This is a genomic window from Paraburkholderia sp. CNPSo 3076 (assembly GCF_026343935.1).
GTDB classification, from domain to species: Bacteria; Pseudomonadota; Gammaproteobacteria; order Burkholderiales; family Burkholderiaceae; genus Paraburkholderia; species Paraburkholderia nodosa.
Genome location: NZ_JAPMAL010000146.1, coordinates 1 through 621 on the forward strand (window position 1 = coordinate 1; position 621 = coordinate 621).

1 protein-coding gene is annotated in these 621 nt (G+C 61.4%); it reads left to right on the forward strand.

Features of this window, described 5'->3' with window-relative positions; translation table 11 throughout:
- Window positions 1-621: type VI secretion system Vgr family protein (locus M3A49_RS42450; RefSeq protein WP_266234002.1), on the forward strand; the 621-nt coding region annotated here is incomplete at both ends.

Sequence of the window (621 nt, forward strand, 5' to 3'; positions counted from 1 at the left end):
ACCGCGTGACGTTCGAGGGGATTCCGTCGGATCGGGTCTGGCGAACATCCATGGACACGATCCCGAAACCGGAAATCAGGGGCGTCCTGCCGGCCCGGATTACGTCACCCGGTAATTACAAGTATGCCTATCTGACGGAAGAAGGCTGGTACGTCATCAAGCTGCCGTTCGATCTGGACGAATGGAGCCCGGGTGGCACGAGCCGGCCGGTGCGGTTTGCCAAGCCCTACAGCGGCGACAACTACGGTCACCACTTCCCGTTGATCGATTCCGCCGAAGTGGCGCTCGAATTTACGGCCGCCGATCCAAACCGGCCCGTCATCATCGGAGCGATGCATGACAGCCTGCATCCGGATCTCGTCAACAACCTGAACAATACGCGCAATCTCATTCGAACGGCGGCGCAGAATGAGATGCGCATGGAGGACAAGGAAGGCGTCGAGCATATTCACCTGACGACGCCGTTCCAGACCAGCGAGTTCAACCTTGGGCATATGGTCGACGGCCAGCGCAAGGAGCGGGGACAGGGCGCCGAACTGCGGACCGACGGGCACGTGGCAGTCCGGGGGGCGAAGGGGGTTCTCTTATCCGCCGAAGCGCAACCAGGTGCCACAGGTTCGC